This is a genomic window from Yinghuangia sp. ASG 101, from assembly GCF_021165735.1.
GTDB lineage: Bacteria > Actinomycetota > Actinomycetes > Streptomycetales > Streptomycetaceae > Yinghuangia.
Genome location: NZ_CP088911.1, coordinates 2851643 through 2872019, shown reverse-complemented (window position 1 = coordinate 2872019; position 20377 = coordinate 2851643). Strand labels below are relative to the sequence as shown.

The 20377-nt window shown below is 70.9% G+C and carries 15 protein-coding genes; 7 read left to right on the top strand and 8 right to left on the bottom strand.

Annotation, left to right across the window (positions count from 1 at the left end):
• Positions 1 to 88: 88 nt before the first annotated feature.
• Entirely contained in the window at positions 89 to 526 is a 438-nt protein-coding gene (gene mce / locus LO772_RS11885; protein WP_231778370.1) for a methylmalonyl-CoA epimerase, read from the bottom strand.
• Positions 527 to 720: 194 nt separating this feature from the next.
• Here mce and LO772_RS11880 point away from each other — a divergent pair, with 194 nt between their 5' ends.
• A complete protein-coding gene (locus tag LO772_RS11880; RefSeq protein WP_231778369.1) occupies positions 721 to 1908 on the top strand; it encodes an acetyl-CoA C-acetyltransferase in 1188 nt (395 codons plus the stop codon).
• 326 nt (positions 1909 to 2234) lie between these two features.
• Complete coding sequence (meaB, locus tag LO772_RS11875) at positions 2235 to 3173, top strand: methylmalonyl Co-A mutase-associated GTPase MeaB (RefSeq protein WP_231779510.1); 939 nt, start codon at positions 2235 to 2237, stop codon at positions 3171 to 3173.
• Between the two features lie 146 nt (positions 3174 to 3319).
• Here the strand turns inward: meaB and LO772_RS11870 are convergent, their stop codons facing one another.
• Positions 3320 to 3853 carry a MarR family winged helix-turn-helix transcriptional regulator gene (locus LO772_RS11870; RefSeq protein ID WP_231778368.1) on the bottom strand — a complete coding sequence of 178 codons (534 nt, stop codon included), beginning with the start codon at positions 3851 to 3853 and terminating at the stop codon, positions 3320 to 3322.
• A gap of 138 nt (positions 3854 to 3991) precedes the next feature.
• Between LO772_RS11870 and LO772_RS11865 the strand changes: the two genes are divergently transcribed.
• The 4 genes from LO772_RS11865 to LO772_RS11850 all read left to right on the top strand — a co-directional run bounded on the left by LO772_RS11865 (position 3992) and on the right by LO772_RS11850 (position 6474).
• Positions 3992 to 4519 (top strand): MarR family winged helix-turn-helix transcriptional regulator, encoded by a 528-nt coding sequence (locus LO772_RS11865; RefSeq protein WP_231778367.1) that lies wholly within the window; start codon positions 3992 to 3994, stop codon positions 4517 to 4519.
• 190 nt (positions 4520 to 4709) lie between these two features.
• Positions 4710 to 5036, top strand: coding sequence for a DUF3817 domain-containing protein (locus tag LO772_RS11860; RefSeq protein WP_231778366.1), 327 nt, complete (start codon positions 4710 to 4712; stop codon positions 5034 to 5036).
• A gap of 89 nt (positions 5037 to 5125) precedes the next feature.
• Positions 5126 to 5440 carry a DUF3817 domain-containing protein gene (locus LO772_RS11855; RefSeq protein ID WP_231778365.1) on the top strand — a complete coding sequence of 105 codons (315 nt, stop codon included), beginning with the start codon at positions 5126 to 5128 and terminating at the stop codon, positions 5438 to 5440.
• 50 nt (positions 5441 to 5490) lie between these two features.
• Positions 5491 to 6474 carry a tetratricopeptide repeat protein gene (locus LO772_RS11850; protein WP_231778364.1) on the top strand — a complete coding sequence of 328 codons (984 nt, stop codon included), beginning with the start codon at positions 5491 to 5493 and terminating at the stop codon, positions 6472 to 6474.
• 109 nt (positions 6475 to 6583) lie between these two features.
• On the opposite strand, the gene glgB is transcribed toward LO772_RS11850, so the two are convergent.
• From glgB to LO772_RS11830, 4 genes are all read right to left on the bottom strand, one after another.
• The gene (gene glgB / locus LO772_RS11845) at positions 6584 to 8938 is read right to left on the bottom strand and encodes a 1,4-alpha-glucan branching protein GlgB (protein WP_231778363.1); all 2355 of its coding nucleotides are present in this window, start codon (positions 8936 to 8938) and stop codon (positions 6584 to 6586) included.
• Between the two features lie 167 nt (positions 8939 to 9105).
• Positions 9106 to 10599, bottom strand: coding sequence for a maltokinase N-terminal cap-like domain-containing protein (locus LO772_RS11840; RefSeq protein ID WP_231778362.1), 1494 nt, complete (start codon positions 10597 to 10599; stop codon positions 9106 to 9108).
• On the bottom strand, positions 10596 to 12290 hold the full coding sequence (treS, locus tag LO772_RS11835) for a maltose alpha-D-glucosyltransferase (RefSeq protein ID WP_231778361.1): 1695 nt from the start codon (positions 12288 to 12290) through the stop codon (positions 10596 to 10598). The genes LO772_RS11840 and treS overlap by 4 nt, the downstream gene beginning before the upstream one ends.
• Entirely contained in the window at positions 12287 to 14272 is a 1986-nt protein-coding gene (locus LO772_RS11830) for an alpha-1,4-glucan--maltose-1-phosphate maltosyltransferase (protein ID WP_231778360.1), read from the bottom strand. The genes treS and LO772_RS11830 overlap by 4 nt, the downstream gene beginning before the upstream one ends.
• A gap of 417 nt (positions 14273 to 14689) precedes the next feature.
• Here LO772_RS11830 and glgP point away from each other — a divergent pair, with 417 nt between their 5' ends.
• A complete protein-coding gene (gene glgP / locus LO772_RS11825) occupies positions 14690 to 17314 on the top strand; it encodes an alpha-glucan family phosphorylase (RefSeq protein ID WP_231778359.1) in 2625 nt (874 codons plus the stop codon).
• Between the two features lie 109 nt (positions 17315 to 17423).
• Here glgP and LO772_RS35780 read toward each other — a convergent pair whose 3' ends face one another.
• Together LO772_RS35780 and LO772_RS11815 are read right to left on the bottom strand one after the other, a co-directional pair.
• Positions 17424 to 19355 (bottom strand): vWA domain-containing protein, encoded by a 1932-nt coding sequence (locus LO772_RS35780; RefSeq protein ID WP_269453192.1) that lies wholly within the window; start codon positions 19353 to 19355, stop codon positions 17424 to 17426.
• 324 nt (positions 19356 to 19679) lie between these two features.
• Positions 19680 to 20342, bottom strand: coding sequence for a hypothetical protein (locus LO772_RS11815; RefSeq protein WP_231779852.1), 663 nt, complete (start codon positions 20340 to 20342; stop codon positions 19680 to 19682).
• Positions 20343 to 20377 lie beyond the last annotated feature (35 nt).

Below are 20377 nucleotides of genomic sequence, written 5' to 3'. Positions count from 1 at the left end.
CGTTGTGTGTTCGCCCACCGCAATGCCCCGCGGGGGTGTCCCGTACGCCCCGGTCCGCGGAGGGTTTTCGCGGGTGGGGCGGGGTGGCTCAGTGCCCGGCGTCGGCGTCGGCCGCGGTGACCAGCTCGGTCAGTACGCCGTGGCAGTCCTTGGGGTGCAGGAAGGTGATGCGGGAATCCATGGAACCACGCCGCGGCGTCTCGTACAGCACCCGGACGCCCTTGTCCCGGATCGCGGCGGCGTCGCCGTCGACGTCGGCGGTGCCGAAAGCGATGTGGTGCACGCCCTCGCCGTTCTTCTCCATCCACTTGCCGACAGCCGAGTCCTCCCGGATCGGCTCCAGCAGCTGGAGGTAGGACGCACCCCCGTCGTCCGTCTCGTTGATCTTGAGCATGGCCTCGCGGACGCCCTGCTCCTCGTTGATCTCGGTGTGGAACACCTCGAAGCCGTACGTGGCGCGGTAGAACTCCACGGTTTCGTCGAGGTTGCGACAGGCGATGCCGATGTGGTCGATACGCGTGAGCACGATGCCCTCCCGGGTCTTTCGGGTTACCTCTGGGTAGGTACCCTGATTGTCCAGGCGACACTATGGAACGAGACCGCGCCCAGGTCTTCCGGGGCGGGGCGTGGGTTGTGTCACAGCCGCACCCGTGCGGGGTCGCACTTACGTGCGGGTATGTTTCCGCCCAAACTCTCATCCCTGACTTGGAGGCCGCTGACATGGCCGGTTCTGTCATCGTCGCCGGGGCGCGCACCCCCATGGGTCGACTGCTCGGCTCCCTGAAGGGCTTCTCCGCGAGCGACCTCGGGGGCATCGTGATCAAGGAGGCGCTGCGGCGCGCCGGGGTCACCGGCGAGCAGGTGCAGTACGTGATCATGGGCCAGGTACTCCAGGCGGGTGCCGGCCAGATGCCGGCCCGCCAGGCGTCGGTCAAGGCCGGCATTCCGATGAACGTGCCGTCGCTGCTGATCAACAAGGTCTGTCTCTCCGGCCTGGACGCGATCGCGCTGGCCGACCAGCTCATCCGCGCGGGTGAGTTCGACATCGTCGTGGCCGGCGGCATGGAGTCCATGACCAACGCGCCGCACGTGCTGCCGAAATCGCGCGAGGGCTACCGCTACGGCGCGTTCGAGGTCCTGGACGCCATGGCGTACGACGGCCTCACCGACGTGTTCGACCACGTCCCGATGGGTGAGTCGACCGACAACTTCAACGCCAAGTTCGGCGTCGGCCGCGAGGAGCAGGACGAGTTCTCGGCCCGCTCGCACCAGCGCGCGGCGGCGGCGCAGAAGAACGGCGTCTTCGACGAGGAGATCGTCCCGGTCGAGATCCCGCAGCGGAAGGGCGACCCGGTCCTGTTCTCGGCGGACGAGGGCATCCGCCCGGAGACCACCGTCGAGTCCCTCGCCAAGCTGCGCCCGTCCTTCACCAAGGACGGCACGATCACCGCGGGCTCGTCGTCGCAGATCTCCGACGGCGCGTGCGCGGTCGTGGTGATGTCGAAGGCCAAGGCCGAGGAACTGGGCCTGGAGTGGATCGCCGAGATCGGCGCGCACGGCAACGTCGCGGGCCCGGACAACTCGCTCCACTCGCAGCCGTCCAACGCCATCAACAACGCGCTGGGCAAGGCGGGCCTGGAGGTCTCCGACCTCGACCTCATCGAGATCAACGAGGCCTTCGCCGCGGTCGGCGTCCAGTCGATGCGCGACCTCGGCGTCGACGCCGACAACGTCAACGTCAACGGCGGCGCGATCGCCCTCGGTCACCCGATCGGCATGTCCGGTGCCCGCGTCGTCCTCCACCTGGCCCTGGAGCTCAGGCGCCGCGGCGGCGGCACGGGCGCAGCCGCGCTGTGCGGCGGCGGCGGCCAGGGCGACGCCCTGATCCTGACGGTCCCGAAGGCCTGAGCCCCCGGCGGCGGGCCGGCCCCACTCCGGTGCGGCCGGTCCGCCGCCGTCGTTTCGTCCGCCTTCGACTCGGCGTCCGCGCCCCGTCCCGGGGCTCTCGGCGACCGTGTCCTGGCCGGTCGACGGGCCGCCGCCCGGTGGGAGCCGCACGCGGGCGTCGTCGCACGGCCGCCCGTCGGGCCGGTTCCGGGGCGTCGCGCGGTGTGGCCGTTCGGGGAAGTGTTCGATGTGCGCGAGGATCCGTGCGTACGCCGCGACGTGGTCCGGCGGGCGCACGTCGTCCGGAAGCGGGAGGTTGTGTGGCGCGGCGAGTTGACGTGGCGACAATGGTCGAGCAGGCGCGCGAGGGGCGGGCACGGGCCGTCGCGCGGCTGATCTCGCTGGTGGAGGACGCCTCGCCCGCGTTGCGGGAGGTCATGGCGGCCCTCGCGCCGCATGCCGGGAACGCCTACGTGGTCGGGATGACCGGCTCGCCCGGGGTGGGGAAGTCGACGTCGACCTCGGCTCTCGTGTCGGCGTACCGGGCGCTCGGGAAGCGCGTCGGGGTGCTGGCCGTGGACCCGTCCTCGCCGTTCTCGGGCGGCGCGCTGCTGGGCGACCGGGTCCGCATGCAGGACCACGCGACCGACCCCGAGGTGTTCATTCGCTCGATGGCCTCGCGCGGGCACCTCGGCGGGCTCGCGTGGGCGACCCCGCAGGCGCTGCGCGTGCTCGACGCGGCCGGGTGCGACGTGATCCTCGTCGAGACCGTCGGCGTCGGGCAGTCGGAGGTCGAGGTGGCGTCGGCGGCCGATACGACCGTCGTGCTGGTGGCACCGGGCATGGGCGACGGCATCCAGGCCGCGAAGGCCGGGATCCTGGAGATCGGCGACGTGTACGTCGTCAACAAGGCCGACCGGGACGGAGCCCGGACGACGGCCCGTGAACTGGGCCACATGCTGGCCCTCGGCCCGTCGCGCGGGCCCGAGGAGTGGCGTCCGCCGATCGTCAGCACGGTCGCGTCGCGCGGCGAGGGCATGGACGAGGTCGTCGAGGCGCTGGAGAAGCACCGCGCCTGGATGGCCGGGAACGGGACGCTGGAGCACCGCCGGAGGCAGCGGGTGCGGGCCGAGGTGGAGGCGATCGCCCTGGCCGCGCTGCGCGAGCGCATGGGCGGCCTCGCGGCGGGGCGCACATCGGACGCGCTCGCGGACCGGGTGCTGGCCGGTGCGCTGGACCCGTACGCGGCCGCGGACGAGCTGATCGCGGGGCTGGCGGGGGGCTGAGGGGCCCGCGGCCGGGGCAGGCGCCCCGGCGGCGACGCCACGCGTGTCGCGGCGGCCGGGGCCGCGGACCGCGGCCGGGACCGGCGTGCGCGGCCTCGGCGCGCACGTGGCGGGCGGTCGGGCACGGTGTCGCCCCGTATGAGCGGCTACGTGGCGCCGGCCCCCGGTTTCGCGCCCATCCCCTGGCCGGCCTGCGACGGGCAGGTCTGGCCCGCGTCCGCCTTGCCGAGGTGTTCGACGATCACCGCGAACGCCGCGCCGACGACCGCCTTCTGTTCCTCGGTGAAGAGGTCCATGTAGTGCCGCCGCACGCTCTCCACATGGTCGGGCGCCGCCTCGACCAGGCGGTCCCAGCCGGCGTCGGTGAGGACCGCCCACTGGCCCCGGCGGTCCGAGTCGCAGCTCTCGCGGACGACGAGGCCGGCGTTCTCCATCCGGGTCATCTGGTGGCTGAGGCGGCTCTTCGACTGGTGGCTCAGCCCCGCCAGCTCGGTCAGCCGGATCCGCCGCTCGGGAGCCTCGGACAGGCGTACGAGAATCTCGTAATCGTGTACGGACAGGTTGTGCTGCTGCTGGAGGTCGCGTTCCAGGGCAAGCGGGAGCAGATTGAGCACGCCCAGGGAGGCCCGCCACATCCGCTGTTCGTCGTCGCTCAGCCAGCGAGGCTCCGGTTCCGTCATGCACCCCATCGTACCGGAAGTTGAACATTCAATCAGGAGGTTTCCGGCGCATGTCCGAGCCGCGTTCGGAACGCGTGTTCGGATACCGAATCCGGGCCTTCGATACTTGCCGGTAGACAACGCGGCTACGCTGCCGCAGTGCCCAAGCCGCTGAACCTGTCTTTTGATCCCATCGCCCGCGCCGCGCTGTCCTGGGAGGAGCGCTGGGGGCCGTGCCCGCCCATGGCCGCCATCACCTCCATCATGCGCGCCCAACAAATCCTCCTCGCCGAGGTGGACTCGCTGCTCAAGGCGCACGGCCTCACCTTCGCGCGCTACGAAGCACTCGTCCTGCTGACCTTCAGCCGCGACGGCGCGCTGCCGCTGTCCAAGATCGGCGAACGCCTCATGGTCCACCCCACGAGTGTGACCAACACCATCGACCGCCTCGAAAAGGCCGACCTCGTCGCGCGGCGCCCCAACCCGCGCGACGGCCGGGGCACGCTCGCGACCATCACCGACAAGGGCCGCGAGATCGTCGAACGCGCCACCGCCGACCTGATGGAGCGTGACTTCGGGCTCGGCGTCTACGACGACGAGACCTGCGCCGAGATCTTCCGCGTGCTGCTGCCGCTGCGCGTCGACGCGGGCGACTTCAAGGAGTCGGAGCCCGCCGCGGAGCAGTGACCCGGCCGTTCGGCGGGCCGCCGGGGGAACCGCCGCGAGGTCGCCGAGGGGGGCGATTCGGAGTCCGCGGCGGAGGCGACGTAGTCTTCCTTGTGCTGTTGTGAACGGTGCCGTGGGACACGCGGCGCCGGTCACGGCACTGACGTCGTCTGCCGTCGCCCGGCGGCGAAGCAAACGAAGGTGTGTCGCCGTGAAGCCTGCTGTCCTGACCCGCTACCGCGTGATGGCGTACGTCACGGGTGTCTGGTTGCTCCTGCTGTGCCTGTGCATGGTGTTCAAGTACGGCTTCGACACCGGCAAGGACGTCACGTTCTACGTGAGCCAGGTGCACGGCCTCTTCTACATGATCTACCTGGCCGTGTCGTTCGACCTGGCCTGGAAGATGAAGTGGCGCATCGAGCGCATCCTGCTGATCATGCTCGCCGGGACCGTGCCGTTCGCGTCGTTCGTCGCCGAGCGGAAGATCGCGCTGGCCGTCCGGGAAAGCGGGCGGATCGCGGAGCCGGCGAAGGCCTGACCCCCGTGCGCCGCCGTCCGCCGACGGTGGTCGCGGCGCATGTCGTGTTCCCCCACCCGCTGTTCCCGCCGTCTCGGAGAGTGATCCGCATGCTGTCCAACCCCGTATCCCGGTTCCTGCTCGTCTCGCGGCTCGAAGGCGTCTCGTTCCTGGCGCTGCTGCTGCTCGGCTCGGTCCTCAGCCGCGTCTCGGACATCGACCTGGTGATGCCGCTGGGCATCATCCACGCCGTGCTGTTCATCGCGTACGTGCTGCTGATGCTCGACATGCGGACGAAGTTCGCGTGGGACGGCAAGACGACCGGGCTGGCGTTCCTCGCGTCGGTGCTGCCGTTCGGCCCGTTCGTCTTCGAGGCGAAGATGAAGGATCGTATCTTCATCGAACCTTCGCCCGCGGCGGCCTGATCGCGACCGGCCCGTGCACCGCGGGGGACCGCACAGGGGAAGATAGGCACATGCAGCCACGAAACATGTCGATGCGCGGGGTCGTCGACCTCGGCGCGGTCAAGGCGGCGTCCGAAGCCGCCGCGCAACGGGCTCAGCGAGCGGCGAGCGCCGCGGCGCAGGGAGGTGCGGACGGCACACCCGGCGGGGCACCCGCCGGCAGCTACGTCGTCGACCTGACCGAGCAGAATTTCGACTCGGTCCTCGCCCTGTCCCAGCAAGCCCCGGTGGTGCTGGAGTTCTCGTCCCAGCGGTCGCCGCACAGCGTCCAGCTCGGTGCGGTGTTCGACCAGCTCGCCGACGAGTTCGCGGGGCGCTTCCTGCTCGCCCGCCTCGACATCGACGCGAGTCCCCAGCTCGCGCAGGAGCTGGTCATGCAGGCCGGCATCCAGGGCCTGCCGGCCGCCGTCGCGGTCATCGCGGGCCAGCTGGCCCCGATGTTCGACCGCGCCGCGCCGCAGGAAGAGCAGTTGCGCCAGATCCTCGACCAGCTCGTCGCCGTCGGCGAGCAGCGGTTCGGGCTCACGGGCCTGGGCGACGCCCCGGCCGAGGCACCGGGCGACGGGGACGACGAACCGGTCGGCGACCCGTTGCTCGCCCCCGCCGAAGCCGCACTGGACGCGGGCGACTTCGAGGGGGCCGCGCAGGCGTACCGCGACGTGCTCTCCGCGCACCCGGCGCACACCGACGCGAAGCTGGCCCTCGCGCAGGTCGAGCTGATCCTGCGGACCCAGGGCGTCGACGCCGCCGACGCGCGCCGCAAGGCCGCCGACAACCCGACCGATGTGGCCGCGCAGACGCTCGTCGCGGACCTCGACGTCGCGGGCGGCCACATCGAGGACGCGTTCGGCCGTCTGGTCGACACCGTGCGGCGCACGACCGGCGACGACCGCAACAAGGCCCGGGTGCACCTGCTCGGGCTGTTCGACGTCGTCGGGAACGAGGACCCCCGGGTGGTGAAGGGGCGCACGGCGCTGACCAGCGTCCTCTTCTGAGAACGGGACGGCTCCCGCCGGTCGGGCGGGAGCCGGTCGCGTGTGTCGTGCCGCCGACGCGCCTGCGCCGCCTCCGGGAACGGGGGCGGCGCAGGCGCGTCGCGGCCGGCTACGCCGTGGCGTCGGCCGGTTTCAGCCAGATCGTGGCCAGCGGGGGCAACGTCACGGTGGCGTGGCCGGACGCGTCCGTGTGGATCGCCTCCGGGTTGCCGACGCCGCTGCCGCCGTAGACGCCCGCGTCGGTGTTCAGGACCTCGCGCCACGCTCCCGGCGCGGGCAGGCGCAGACCCGTCCCCGTCCGCACGACCGGGGAGAAGTTGCAGACGGCGACGAGGAGTTCGCCGGACGCCCCGTGCCGGATGAACGACAGGACGTTGTCCGTCGCGTTGCCGCCGTCGATCCAGGTGAAGCCGTCGGGAGTCGTGTCGCGCGACCACAGCGCCGCGGTGTCGCGGTAGACCGCGTTGAGATCGCGGACCAGGCGCTGCACGCCCTGGTGTTCGGCGTGGTCGAGCAGCCACCAGTCCAGCCCGTGCGCCTCCGACCACTCCGCGTCCTGGGCGAACTCGGTGCCCATGTAGACCAGTTGCTTGCCCGGATGGGACCACATGAAGCCGAGGTACGCGCGGACGTTCGCCATCTGCTGCCAGCGGTCACCCGGCATCTTGTGGAGCAACGACCTTTTGCCGTGCACGACTTCGTCATGGCTGATGGGGAGCACGTAGTTCTCGCTCCAGGCGTACATCAGCGAGAACGTGATCTCGTTGTGGTGGAACTGCCGGTGGATGGGCTCCTTCTGGATGTACACGAGCGAGTCGTGCATCCAGCCCATGTTCCACTTCATTCCGAAGCCGAGTCCGCCGTGCGACGTCGGCCGCGTCACGCCGTCCCACGCCGTCGACTCCTCGGCGATCGTCATGATGCCCGGAACGCGCCGGTACACCGTGGCGTTCATCTCCTGGAGGAACCGGACGGCGTCCCAATTCTCGCGCCCACCCTCAGAGTTCGGCGCCCAGTCGCCGCCCTCGCGGGAGTAGTCGAGGTACAGCATCGAGGCCACGGCGTCGACGCGCAGGCCGTCGATGTGGAACTCCTCGCACCAGTACACGGCGTTGGCCACCAGGAAGTTGCGCACCTCGTGGCGCCCGTAGTCGAAGACCAGCGTTCCCCAGTCCGGGTGTTCGCCCCGGCGCGGGTCGGGGTGCTCGTACAGCGGCGTCCCGTCGAAGCGGGCCAGGGCCCAGTCGTCGCGGGGGAAGTGCGCCGGGACCCAGTCGACGATGACGCCGATGCCGGCCTGGTGGAGCGCGTCGACGAGCCGGCGGAAGTCGTCCGGTGACCCGAACCGCGAGGTGGGGGCGTAGTACGACGTTACCTGGTAGCCCCACGAGCCGCCGAACGGGTGCTCGGCGACCGGCAGCAGCTCGACGTGCGTGAAGCCCATGTCCTTGGCGTAGGCCGGGAGTTGCTCGGCGATCTCGCGGTACGACAGGCCCGGCCGCCACGAGCCCAGGTGCACTTCGTACACGCTCATGGGGCGGGCGTGGTGGGCCTGGCCGGTCCGGGCGGTCATCCAGGCGTCGTCGCCCCACTCGTACCAGGACGTCGACACGACCGACGCGGTCTGCGGGGGCGTCTCGGTGGCGAACGCGAGCGGGTCGGCCTTCTGCCGCAAGTGCCCGTCGCGGCCGGTGATCTCGTACTTGTAGCGGGTGCCGTCGCCGACCTCGGGGACGAACAGCTCCCATACGCCCGACGATCCGAGCGACCGCATCGGATGCGCGGTGCCGTCCCAGTAGTTGAAGTCGCCGACCAGCCGCACGCCTTGCGCGTTCGGCGCCCACACGGCGAACGCGGTGCCGCCGACGGGCTCACCCGGGGTGTCGCGGGTGCGCACGTGCGCGCCGAGGACCGTCCACAGTTGCTCGTGCCGGCCCTCGCTGATCAGGTGCAGGTCGAACTCACCGACCGTGGGCAGGAAGCGGTACGGGTCGTCCGACGTCACGACGGACCCCTCGTACGTCACGTCCAGGCGGTAGTCGGGCACCTTGCCGAGCGGCAGTTCGCCGGAGAAGAGCCCCTCGGCCTCGTGGGACAGCTCGTACCGCCGGCCCTCGGCCGTCACCACGACGCGCTCGGCCCACGGCCGCAGCACACGCACGACGACTCCGGCGCCGTTCGCGGTCGGGTGCGGCCCGAGGATGCCGTGCGGGTCGTGGTGTCGGCCGTCGAGCAGGCGCCGTAGCTCGCCGGGATCGACCGGCGGCGTGGCCGCGGAGGGGACGACGGGCCCGGTTCCGGGGGAATCGACGGAGGGTCGCGCGGGGGACTCGGCAGGAGACGTGGTAGGGGACTCGTCAGGTGTGCGGGCAGGCGACTCGACGACTGATGCGTTCGGGGACGCGTTCGGGGACTCGGCGGGGGGACGGGACTGTGCGGAATCCACCTGGTGAGTGGGCGTCACGTCGTTGAACTCCTCGGGGGTCGGCGCGGGTGTGGGGCCCGCGGCTCGGTCGGGGCTCGGTGCTGTGGACGGGAGGGCCCGCCGGTTCTCGGCACGCCGGAACCCGCGGGTCCGCGCGGGGCCGCGCGACCGCGTGGCGGGAACCGGTGGACCCTCCGGTCACGGCATCAGTGCGGTTGGGGGGCCCGCTCGGCGAGCCTGCGGATCGCCGACATGGGGACCGGCAGCCAGGACGGGCGGTTGCCGGACTCGTAGACGACCTCGTAGACGGCCTTGTCGGTCTCGAAGGCGCGCAGCAGCACCGGTTCGGCGCGCGGGTCGACCGGGCCCGCCTTCGCGTACCCGGCACAGAACGCGTCGCGGTTGCGCACCGCCCACTCCTCCGCGCGGCGAACCAGGTGCGGTGCGGGGGCCCCGCCGCCTCCGGTCGGGCGCTCGGTGAGCAGGTGGCGCGCGGCGTAGTCGAACGAGCGGAGCATCGCGGCGACGTCGCGCAACGGCGAGTGCGCGGCACGGCGTTCGCCGAGCGGCTGGGCGGGCTCGCCCTCGAAGTCGATGAGCACCCAGCGTGTCGTGGTGCGCATGACCTGGCCGAGGTGGAAGTCGCCGTGGATGCGCTGCAACGGCACCGGGTGGCCCTCGCGGCCGAGCCGGCCCAGATCGCGGTACGCGTCGCGCAACCGGTCGGCGTACGGGACCAGTTCCGGCACCACCTCGGCCGCGGTGTCGAGGCGGCGGCTCATCTGGTCGGCGAGTGCCGCGAGTTCGTCCTCTCCGGCGACCTGCGTGGGCAGGGTGCGCGCGAGGTCGGCGTGGACCTCGGCGGTCGCGACGCCCAGCCGGAACGACTCGCCCGCGAAGTCGCCGCCGACCTCGTGGGCCCGCAACGCGTCGGCCGTCCCGATGCCGTGCAGGTCCTGGTCGGCGTACAGGTCCCGGACCGACGTCTTGGCCAGCTCCCAGCCGTCCGTCCCGGTGCGCAGGTACTCCTGGAGCATGCCCAGGGTCGTGGCCTCGCCCTGGAAATCCGCCTCGAACCAGGCGACCGGTTGCGGGATGCGCCGCGAGCCCGCGTCGGCCAGCGCGAGGCACAGTTCGAGGTCCGGGTTGACGCCGGGGGTCAGCCGGCGGAACAGCTTCATGATGACGTCCTCGCCGAAGACGATCGACGTGTTGGACTGCTCGGCGCCGACGACGAGCCCGGCCTGGCCGGTGCGCGGCGCGTCCTCCGCGTAGCGGTGGAACACCAGTGGCCCGGTGGCCGCGGGCTTGTCGGGGGCGGAGGCGGCGAACCGTTCCAGCAGCCAACCGGTCAACTCGCTGTCGTGGATCGCGTCGTACAGCACCGTGCCGTCGGGCAGGCGTCCGATCGTCGCGTAGTCGAGCCGCTCGATGCGCCGGTCGCGGACGCCGAGCAGCAGTTGGTAGTGGTCGACGGTGGGCCGGTGCCCGCCGGCCACCTGGTGCTCGACGGCGAGCACCAGGTGGAACATCGACGGATCGCCGTCGACCACCGCGGTGGCGGACACCACCTCGACCCCTCGGATGGCCTGGCCTTTTCCGGCGAACCATCTCTGCCGCGGCAGCCACGGCAGGAGTCGGCCGCAGACGGCATCCACCGGAATGCCGCGCAGTTCCTGGGGTCGGGTGGACTCGGTCACAGCGTTCGCTCTCCCCGGGTGAGTCGGAACCAGTAGAACCCGTGCCCCGCGAGCGTCAGGAGGTACGGAAGCTCGCCGATCGCGGGGAACGTGACGCCGCCGAGCAGTTCGACGGGCTGGTAGGTCTCGAACTGGCGCAGGTCGAGCTCGGTCGGCTGGGCGAACCGCGAGAAGTTGTGGACGCACAGCACGACGTCGTCCTCGTACTCGCGCAGGAACGCGAGCACCGACGGGTTGGACGAGGCCAACTCGTTGTAGACGCCGAGCCCGAAGGCGGGGTTCTGCTTGCGGACCTCGATCATGCGGCGCGTCCAGTGCAGCAGCGACGACGCGCTGCTCATCTGGGCCTCGACGTTGGTGACCTGGTAGCCGTAGACCGGGTCCATGATCGTGGGCAGGTACAGGCGGCCCGGATCGCACGCGGAGAACCCGGCGTTGCGGTCGGGGGTCCACTGCATCGGGGTCCGGACGCTGTCGCGGTCGCCGAGCCAGATGTTGTCGCCCATGCCGATCTCGTCGCCGTAGTAGAGGACCGGCGAGCCCGGCAGTGACAGCAGTAAGGCGGTGAACAGCTCGATCTGGTTGCGGTCGTTGTCCAGCAGCGGCGCGAGGCGGCGCCGGATGCCGACGTTGGCGCGCATCCGCGGGTCCTTGGCGTACTCCGCGTACATGTAGTCGCGCTCTTCGTCGGTGACCATCTCCAACGTCAACTCGTCGTGGTTGCGCAGGAAGATGCCCCACTGGCAGTTCATCGGGATCGACGGGGTGCCGGCCAGGATCTCGGAGACGGGGTAGCGCGACTCGCGGCGGACCGCCATGAAGATGCGCGGCATGACCGGGAAGTGGAACGCCATGTGGCATTCGTCGCCGTCGCCGAAGTAGTCGACGACGTCCTCGGGCCACTGGTTGGCCTCGGCGAGCAGGACCGTGTCGGGGTACCTGTCGTCGATCTCCTTGCGCACCCGCTTCAGGAACTCGTGGGTCGCGGGGAGGTTTTCGCAGTTGGTGCCCTCCTGGGCGAAGAGGTACGGCACGGCGTCGAGCCGGAAGCCGTCGATGCCCAGGTCGAGCCAGAAGCGCAGGCCCGCGAGCATTTCCTCCTGGACGCGCGGATTCTCGTAGTTCAGGTCCGGCTGGTGGCTGAAGAACCGGTGCCAGTAGTACTGCTTGCGGACCGGGTCGTACGTCCAGTTCGACGATTCGGTGTCGACGAAGATGATGCGCGCGTCGTTGTATTGCGTGTCGTCGTCGGCCCACACGTAATAGTCGCCGTACGGGCCGTCGGGGTTGTTGCGGGACTCCTGGAACCACATGTGCTGGTCGCTCGTGTGGTTCATGACGAAGTCGATGATCACGCGCATTCCGCGCTTGTGCGCCGCGTCGACGAATTCCACGAAGTCGGCGAGGTCGCCGAAATCCGGGAGGACCGCCGTGTAATCCGACACGTCGTAGCCGCCGTCGCGCAGCGGGGAGGCGAAGAACGGCGGCAGCCACAGGCAGTCGACGCCGAGCCATTGCAGGTAGTCGAGTTTGGCGGTGAGCCCTTTGAGGTCGCCGACGCCGTCGCCGTTGCTGTCCTGGAACGAACGCACCAGGACCTCGTAGAAGACGGCGCGCTTGAACCACAGCGGGTCGCGCCGACTGCGCGGTGTGTCGTCAAAAGTGTCGGAGATGGGTTCATTGACGATCACGGGTTGTTCCTCCGGACCGAGAAGAGATGCGCGGGTTCGAGTGCCGGGTCCAGGCGCACATAGTTGTGCTGGCCCCAGCGATAACTCGTCCCGGTGAACTCGTCGTGCACCGGGAAGGTGTCCTGCCAGTCCATGCCGAGCGCGGGCATGTCCAGGGACACCGTGGCCTCGTGGACCGTGTGGGGGTCGAGGTTCACCACGACCACCACGAGATCCTCCGCGTCCCCGGTACGGGTCCGCTTGGAGAAGGCCATCACCGCATCGTTGTCGGTGTGATGGAATTTCAGGTTTCGCAGATGTTGCAACGACGGGTGATGTCGGCGCACCCGGTTGAGAATGGTGAGATACGGCGCCAGCGTCCGCCCCTCGCGTTCCGCCGCGTCCCAATCCCGCGGGCGGTATTGGTACTTCTCCGAATCGAGGTATTCCTCGCTGCCGGGCGCCGCCGCGACGTGCTCGTACAGCTCGAATCCGGAGTACACCCCCCACGAGGGCGACAGCGTCGCGGCCAGCGCCGCGCGGATCTTGAAGGCCGCGGGGCCGCCGTACTGCAGCGACGCGTGCAGGATGTCCGGGGTGTTGACGAAGAAGTTGGGGCGCATGTACGCCGCGGCCGGGCCGGACAGCTCGGTCAGGTATTCCTGCAACTCGTGCTTGTGGGTGCGCCACGTGAAGTACGTGTACGACTGCTGGAAGCCGATCCGGGCCAGCGTGTGCATCATCGCGGGCCGGGTGAACGCCTCGGCCAGGAAGATCACGTCGGGGTCGCGGCCGTTGATGTCCGCGATGACCTTCTCCCAGAACACCACGGGTTTGGTGTGCGGGTTGTCGACGCGGAACACGCGGACGCCGTGCGCCATCCAGAAGCGCAGCACGCGCAGCGTCTCGCGCACGATGCCCTTGAAATCCCGGTCGAAATTGAGGGGGTAGATGTCCTGGTATTTCTTCGGCGGGTTCTCCGCGTACGCGATCGAGCCGTCCGCCCGCGTCGTGAACCACTCGGGGTGCTTCTCGACCCACGGGTGGTCCGGGGACACCTGGAGCGCGAAGTCGAGGGCCACTTCGAGGCGCAGCTCGCGGGCGCGCGCGACGAACGCGTCGAAGTCCTCGATCGTGCCCAGGTCCGGGTGCACCGCGTCGTGCCCGCCCTCGGGCGAGCCGATCGCCCACGGCGACCCGGGGTCGTGCGGCCCGGCCTCCAGGGAGTTGTTCGGACCCTTGCGGAACGCGTGCCCGATGGGGTGGATCGGCGGCAGGTACACCACGTCGAAGCCCATCGCGGCGATCGCGGGCAGGCGGTCCATCGCCGTGCGGAACGTCCCCGAGCGCGGTGCCCGCACTCCCGTCGGGTCGACGTCGGCGCCCTCGGAGCGGGGGAAGAACTCGTACCACGAGCCGAACAACGCGCGCTGCCGCTCGACCTGGAGCCGCAACCGCTCGCCGGAACTGACCAGTTCGCGCAGCGGGTAGGCGGCGAGCGCGTTCGCCACCGCGGGCGCCAGGGCCGCGGCGAGGCGTTCGTCGGGGGTGCGCGTCGTGTCGCGGAGCGCGTCGACCGCGTCGAGCACCGACGCCCGGCCGGACCGCTTCGGGACCCCGGCCGCCGCGCGCTCCATCAGCAGGGCGCCTTCCTCCAGGACGAGTTCGACGTCCTGGCCGGCCGGGATCTTGATCTCCGCGGCGTGCCGCCACGTCGCGACGGGATCGCTCCACGCCTCGACGGTGTAGGACCACATGCCCTCGGTGGGCGGCGCGATCTCCGCGCGCCACCGGTCGCTGCCGGGCTCGGCCTCGGTCATCGGCAGAAACGGGCGCGCCCGGCCGCGCGGATCGCGCAGCACGAGGTTCACGCCCAACGCGTCGTGTCCCTCACGGAACACCGTCGCGGTGACTTCGAACGGCTCGCCCGCGACACAGCGCGCGGGGCGCGTGCCGCAGTCGACGAGGGGGTGGACGTCGAGGATGGGGATGCGACCGATCATCGGCTCCGGTCCTGCTGCGAGGGGGACGGCGGGTGCGCGGGCCGTGACAGCGCCGGCCTTGGTCGTTCCGGACGACCCGTCGGACGCGGCGGTGGTCCGTCGAGGGGACCGGACCGACGTACCCGGATGCTTCCTGGCCGCACTGCCCATGCCCACGCTCCTGCTCGACTGCCCGGTAACGGCGATGGCGACACGCGTCCTCGCCCATGCGTGCAAGGGCGAAAGACGGCGCGCTTGTCCAACGATCACGACAGCAGGCGGGGCACGGTCCAAACGGCGCAATTACCGCATCGGAACCGAACCCCGTGCCCTGAGGCGCGTGTTCAGGCGCCTCGAATGCAAGTTCTTGCCATCTCTGCAAACAGCACGCATCCACTGTCGCAAGACATGCCGGGTTGCGGCTAGGGTCTGATGGCTGTGAGAGCAATTCGCCGATTCACCGTGCGCACGGTTCTGCCCGCTCCCGTGGAGCCCCTGGGCGAACTCGCGATGAATCTCCGCTGGTCCTGGCACCCGGAGACCCGAGACCTGTTCGCATCCATCGATCCGGAGACCTGGGCCGCGGTCGGCCAGGATCCCGTCCGACTCCTCGGCGCGGTGCCGACCGAGAAACTCGCCGCACTCGCCCGGGACGACGCATTCCTCGGCAGGCTCACCGTCGCCGCCGAGAACCTGAACGAATACCTCACCGGCTCGCGTTGGTACCAGACGCTGCCCGACCCGGGGACCTCCCCCGACGGCGCGCCCGCCGCGATCGCCTATTTCTCCCCGGAGTTCGGTATCACCGCGGCGCTGCCGCAGTACTCCGGCGGCCTGGGGATCCTCGCGGGCGACCACCTCAAGGCGGCCAGTGACCTGGGCGTTCCGGTCATCGGCGTCGGCCTGCTCTACAAGCACGGCTACTTCCGGCAGTCACTGTCCGCCGACGGCTGGCAACAGGAGCGCTACCCGCTGCTCGACCCCAACGAGCTGCCGCTGACGCTGCTGCGCGGCCCGGACGGCGACGCCGCGCGCGTCGTCATCGGGCTCCCGGGCGGGCGCCGCCTGCACGCGCGCATCTGGCGTGCCCAGGTCGGCCGCGTGCCGCTGTTGCTGCTCGACTCGGACATCGAGGAAAACGAGCCATTCGAACGCGAGGTGACCGACCGCCTCTACGGCGGCACCAGCGAGCACCGGCTGCACCAGGAGATGCTGCTCGGCGTCGGCGGCGTGCGCGCGGTACGCGAGTTCTGCCGGATCACCGGCCACCCGCGGCCGGAGGTGTTCCACACCAACGAGGGCCACGCCGGATTCCTCGGCGTCGAGCGCATCCGCGAGTTCCACGAGAGCAGCGGGCTCGACTTCGACGCCGCCCTCGAAGCGGTGCGCGCCGGAACGGTCTTCACGACGCACACCCCCGTCCCGGCCGGAATCGACCGGTTCGACCGCGAGCTGATCGCCCGTCACTTCGGCGGCGACAACGAGGCCCCCGGCGTACCGGTCGACCGCGTGCTGGCACTCGGCGCCGAGGACTTCCCCGGCGGCGAACCGGGCGTGTTCAACATGGCCGTGATGGGCTTGCGCCTGGCGCAGCGCGCCAACGGCGTCAGCGAACTCCACGGGCACGTCAGCCAGGGCATGTTCGCCGGACTGTGGCCGGGATTCGACCCCGCGGACGTACCGATCGGGTCGATCACCAACGGCGTGCACGCCCCCACGTGGGTCGACCGCGACGTCCTGGAGGTGGCCGCGCGCGAGATCGGGCCGGACCTCGCCGAGGAGGCGCACGGCTGGACCGCGATCGACGACATCCCCGCCGCGGCGGTGTGGGACCTGCGGCGTACGCTGCGCGCCAAACTCGTCACCGAGGCGCGCGCCCGCCTGCGCGCGTCGTGGCGGCAGCGCGGCGCGGGCGACGCCGAACTCGGGTGGACCGACCACGCGTTGGACCCCGACGTGCTGACGATCGGCTTCGCGCGCCGGGTCCCGTCGTACAAGCGCCTCACGCTGATGCTGCGCGACAAGGAGCGCCTGCGCGGGTTGCTGCTGCACCCCACGCGCCCGATCCAGATCGTGGTCGCGGGCAAGGCGCACCCGGCCGACGAGGGCGGCAAGCGGCTGGTCCAGGAACTGGTCAAGTTCTCCGACCAGGAGGACGTGCGGCACCGCGTCGTGTTCCTGCCGGACTACGACATCGCGATGGCGCAGCACCTCTACCCGGGCTGCGACGTGTGGCTCAACAACCCGCTCCGGCCGCTCGAGGCGTGCGGCACCTCGGGGATGAAGGCCGCGCTCAACGGGTGCCTCAACCTGTCGATTCTGGACGGGTGGTGGGACGAGTGGTACGACGGCTCCAACGGCTGGGCGATCCCCACCGCCGACGGCGTCGAGGACCCGGACCGGCGCGACGACATCGAGGCCAACGCGCTGTACGAGCTGATCGAGCACAATGTCGCGGCGCGCTTCTACGACCGCGGCGCGGACGGACTCCCCGGCCGCTGGCTGGAAATGGTCCGGCACACCCTGGTCTCGCTGGGGCCGAAGGTGCTCGCGTCGCGCATGGTCAAGGACTACGTCAACGGCCTGTACGCTCCCGCCGCGCTGGCCGCCCGGGCGATGGCGGCCGACGACCTGGTCGGCGCCCGGAACCTCGCGGGGTGGAAGCACGACGTCCGCGCGGCGTGGCCGCAGGTGCGCGTCGACCACGTCGAGTCGGGCGGGATAGGAGACGCCCCCGAGGTCGGCAACACGCTCGACCTGCGGGTCTTCGTCAGCCTGGGTGATCTGCGGCCGTCCGACGTCGAGGTCCAGGTCGTGCACGGCCGCGTCGACGACCGGGACGCGATCGTCGACGGCTCGGTCGCCCCGCTCAAGCCGGTCCACCGCGACGAACACGGCCGCTGGTTCTACGAGGGGTCCCTGGCACTGGACCGAACGGGTCCTTTCGGTTACACCGTCCGGGTGATGCCCGCCCACGCGCTGCTGGCGACGCCCGGGGAACTGGGGCTGATCGCGGTGCCGCAGCCGGGTGAGGGCGTGGCGGACGGGCTGCCGCTGCGCTGAGGCGTTCGCGCCGGGCGGTGCGGGCCGCCGGAGCGCGGAGGCGGCGAACGCGAGGAGGGCGTGACACCCGGTCCGGGTGCCACGCCCTCCTCGATGCCGTCGGGGCGGATCAGTTCTGGCGGCGCAGGCCGTAGTAACCGACGCCGCCCAGCAGCGCGACCGCGATGACGATGCCGACCGGCAGGGCGAGTTTGCTCACCGTCGACTTCTCGGTCTTCTTGGACGCCGCCTCGCCGGGCAGGTCGACCGCCTGCCCGCCCTGGCCCTTGCCGGTGCTTCCGGTACCGCCCGTGGCCTGCCCGCCGGTGGCCGCACCGGAGGTGGAACCGCTTCCGGAGGTACCGCCGGCCGGGTGATCGCCGAAGACGAACACCGGGTCGGCGCCGGGGCGCGGCTCGCCGGAGACCTCGACGGACAGGTCGATCGGGACCACGATGCCGAGGGCTTCGTCGGCGGGCTCGGCGACCTGGACGTGGATGTAGTAGGTGCCCGGGACCGCGTAGCCGTTGGGGTCGAAGCTCCCGGCGTCCTCGGGTTTGGCGATCTGCCACGGCCCGCACACCGTTTCGAAGCGCCCGGTCTGCCGCGAGAACAGCTTGGTGACGCGGCTGTCCTTGTCGTTGCACGTGGTCGGGTTGCGGGTCGCGTTGTAGACCTGGACGGTCCAGCCGGCGGTCGTCTTCTGCGGGAAGTCCAGCGGGATGTCGACCCCGGCCTTGACCGTGAGCTGCTGACCCGCTTTCAGGTCCACACGCCAGAAAGGCGCTTCGCCGACCGCGATCGACTGGCGGTAGGTGCCGGGGCCGATCGGTGTCGCGCTGTTGAAGGAGAACCCGCCGACGGCGTCGGGGCCGGTGCGCGGCTGCGGCACGGTCTCGCCGGCGCGCGCGGTCGCGGTGTCGGCGATGCCGACCAACAGTTCGACGGGCAGGGGCATGTCACCCGCATCGGTGATCTTGTTTTCGATCATGATGCAGCCGATGTCGTTGGGCGCGGGCGCCCTTCCTTCCTCGCCGGCCTTGCTGCGGGCTCCGGCGCTGATGATGTTGGTCCAACCCGCGGACTGCTTGTATTGGCGCAGCCAGTCGTCCGGGTTTCCGTCACCGACGGTGCCGGCCTGCACGGTCAGACCGGAGCCGCGCGAGAAGCCTTCCTCGACGATCGCCGTGGCACTGACCTGGAGCTGTTGGTCGGGACGCTTCTTCACCTGGTAGTAGAGGTCGCGTCCTCCGGTGAAGCCGTCGAGGTACTGCCCCGGGGTGATGAGTGGGGCGTCCGAACACCCGTTGATGGAACCTTTGATGGGCGTTCCCGTGGCCTGGTACGTCGTCCACGCCTTGCGGAACAGCGTCCCGAGGTTGGTGGTGAGTGCCTCGGCGTTGTCGGCGTCGGCGTACGAGCCGTTGGTCACGTCGGCGATGCACTTGAGCTGGTCGCGGGCCGCGCCGGTGGTCTTGAAGCCCACGGCGTCGATGGCCAGGTCGATTCCGGCGGCCTTGAGTTCGCGGGCGACGTCGCAGGGCGGCGGCGGGGCGCAGGTGTCCTCGCCGTCGGAGACGAGCACGATGCGGCGCTTGCCGTCGGTGCCGAGGTCCTGGGCGGCGGCGCGCAGCGCGACGCCGATGGGGGTGAAGCCGACGGCCTTCATTCCGGCGACCTGTTGTTTGGCGTTGGCGCGCGCGCCGGTGTTCATGGCGGCGATGGGGGCGAGGAGCTGGGTGTCGGCGCAGCCTTGGGTGAGGTCTTCGCCGGGGTACTGGGCGCCGTAGACGCGCAGTCCGAGCTGGGCCTCCTCGGGTGCGGTGTCGACGATGCGGCCGACGGCCTGCTTCGCGGCGGCCAGGCGCGTCTGGCCGCCGGCGTCGTCGGCGTTCATCGACCCGGACAGGTCGAGCACCAGCTCCATCTTCGGCGGGGGACCGGTCTCGACCGGCGCCGCGGGAGCCGCACCGGCCGTCGGTGCGCCCGGTAGCAGGCCGCCGAGCAGGAGCACCGGCGCCGCGAGCGCCGCGGCGCGCAGTCGGCGTGATCGGAGGGTCATATTCCGTTCCTTCGTCGGGGACAGCCGGCGGGGCGGCGGGGCGGCGGGCCGGCAGGCGAGGGGGGTGGGTGCGGGGCGGTCGCGGTTCAGATGCGGCGTGCACCGTCGTATCGGACGCCGGTCGGTGGCGTGCCGGTCACCACGGTGCCGACGGGGAGGTCGGTTTCGCTCAAGGCCGCGCTTTCGGGATCAGGGACGGTGGGGTGACCGCCGCGCAGCACGATCGTAGGCAGCGAACGGAAGGGCGGTGAGGGAGAGGGACCCTCGGAAGTCCCTCGCCTTGCCACGCGGGTGCGGGATGCGGGCGCGGCCCCGCCGTGCCGTTCAGCCGAGTATGTCGCGGATGCGGCCGAGCGCGGCGGGGCCGGAGGCGATGCCCGGGGGCGAACCGGGCGGCGGGAGCGGGGAGTTCGGCGGCGCGGTCGGGGACGGCGGTACGGGGGGTGCCGGCGTCGGCGTGCGCCAGACCGGCGGCGTCGCGGGCACGTGCGGGAGCATGCTCGGCAGGGCGAAGTACTCGTTGACCTCGTCGCGGTCGGGAGTGACCCGGCAGGTGCTGGTGACCCAGATGGCGACGTGGGTCTGCGGGCTCACGGTGAAGATCGAGAAGCCGATGCCGTGGTGCTCCGACGTGCCGCCGGTCATGGTCCAGCTCTTGATCCGGTCGTCGGGCGGAGCGGACGCGGGGTTGCGGTAGGTGCCGATCGTGAAGCCGCTCGCCCGCGCGTGCTCGCGCATGCGTGCGAACGCCTCGTGCGTGTCGTCGCCGACGGCCCGGAAGCCGCCCATGACCATGGAGTAGTAGTAGCCGTCGGAGGATTGGCGCGGGCCCGACGGGCCGTCGCAGGGAAGATGGTGGATCGTGATGTAGTCGTCCGGCTCGGTCGCGCCGGACGCGAGCAGGAACCGCCGCATCATTTGATACGCGTCCTCGCGGGTCCGCGCGCCCGTCACGACGGGTGTGTCCGCCGGAAACAACGTCGTCACCACCACCACATAGCCGAAGAACAGCGCCGTCGCCG

Bases quoted from the DNA above. Each gene is read 5' to 3' on its own strand.
- LO772_RS11880 (WP_231778369.1), top strand. From the start codon at position 721: ATGGCCGGTTCTGTCATCGTCGCCGGGGCGCGCACCCCCATGGGTCGA.
- meaB (WP_231779510.1), top strand. From the start codon at position 2,235: ATGGTCGAGCAGGCGCGCGAGGGGCGGGCACGGGCCGTCGCGCGGCTG.
- LO772_RS11870 (WP_231778368.1), bottom strand. From the start codon at position 3,853: ATGACGGAACCGGAGCCTCGCTGGCTGAGCGACGACGAACAGCGGATG.
- LO772_RS11855 (WP_231778365.1), top strand. From the start codon at position 5,126: ATGCTGTCCAACCCCGTATCCCGGTTCCTGCTCGTCTCGCGGCTCGAA.
- LO772_RS11850 (WP_231778364.1), top strand. From the start codon at position 5,491: ATGCAGCCACGAAACATGTCGATGCGCGGGGTCGTCGACCTCGGCGCG.
- LO772_RS11830 (WP_231778360.1), bottom strand. From the start codon at position 14,272: ATGATCGGTCGCATCCCCATCCTCGACGTCCACCCCCTCGTCGACTGC.
- LO772_RS35780 (WP_269453192.1), bottom strand. From the start codon at position 19,355: ATGACCCTCCGATCACGCCGACTGCGCGCCGCGGCGCTCGCGGCGCCG.